Origin of the sequence: Microbacterium sp. GbtcB4, assembly GCF_019091465.1 — a bacterium.
GTDB lineage: Bacteria > Actinomycetota > Actinomycetes > Actinomycetales > Microbacteriaceae > Microbacterium > Microbacterium paraoxydans.
The window spans coordinates 1-229 of sequence record NZ_JAGXJJ010000815.1; the positions used below are offsets into that span (position 1 = coordinate 1).

The 229-nt window shown below is 62.9% G+C and carries 1 pseudogene; it reads right to left on the reverse strand.

Going from position 1 to position 229, the window contains the following annotated elements:
• Positions 1-229 (reverse strand): annotated as a pseudogene (locus tag KVS71_RS19720) (carbohydrate ABC transporter permease); the annotation flags it as partial.

The following is a 229-nucleotide window of genomic DNA, read 5'->3' on the forward strand; positions in this document are numbered from 1 at the left end:
CGCCCCCGCGACGATGCCGGCGGAGAGCCGGCGCTGCACGACGACGAAGAAGATCATGACGGGTACGGTGATGATCGTCGAGGCGGCCATGATGCTGCCCCAGTCGCTGGAGTACAGGCCGAAGAACGACTTGAGGCTGATCGAGACCGTGTACTGGTCGGTCTGCGCGCCGAGGATCGTCATGGCGAAGGTGAACTCGTTCCACGCCGTGATGAAGCTGAAGATGCTC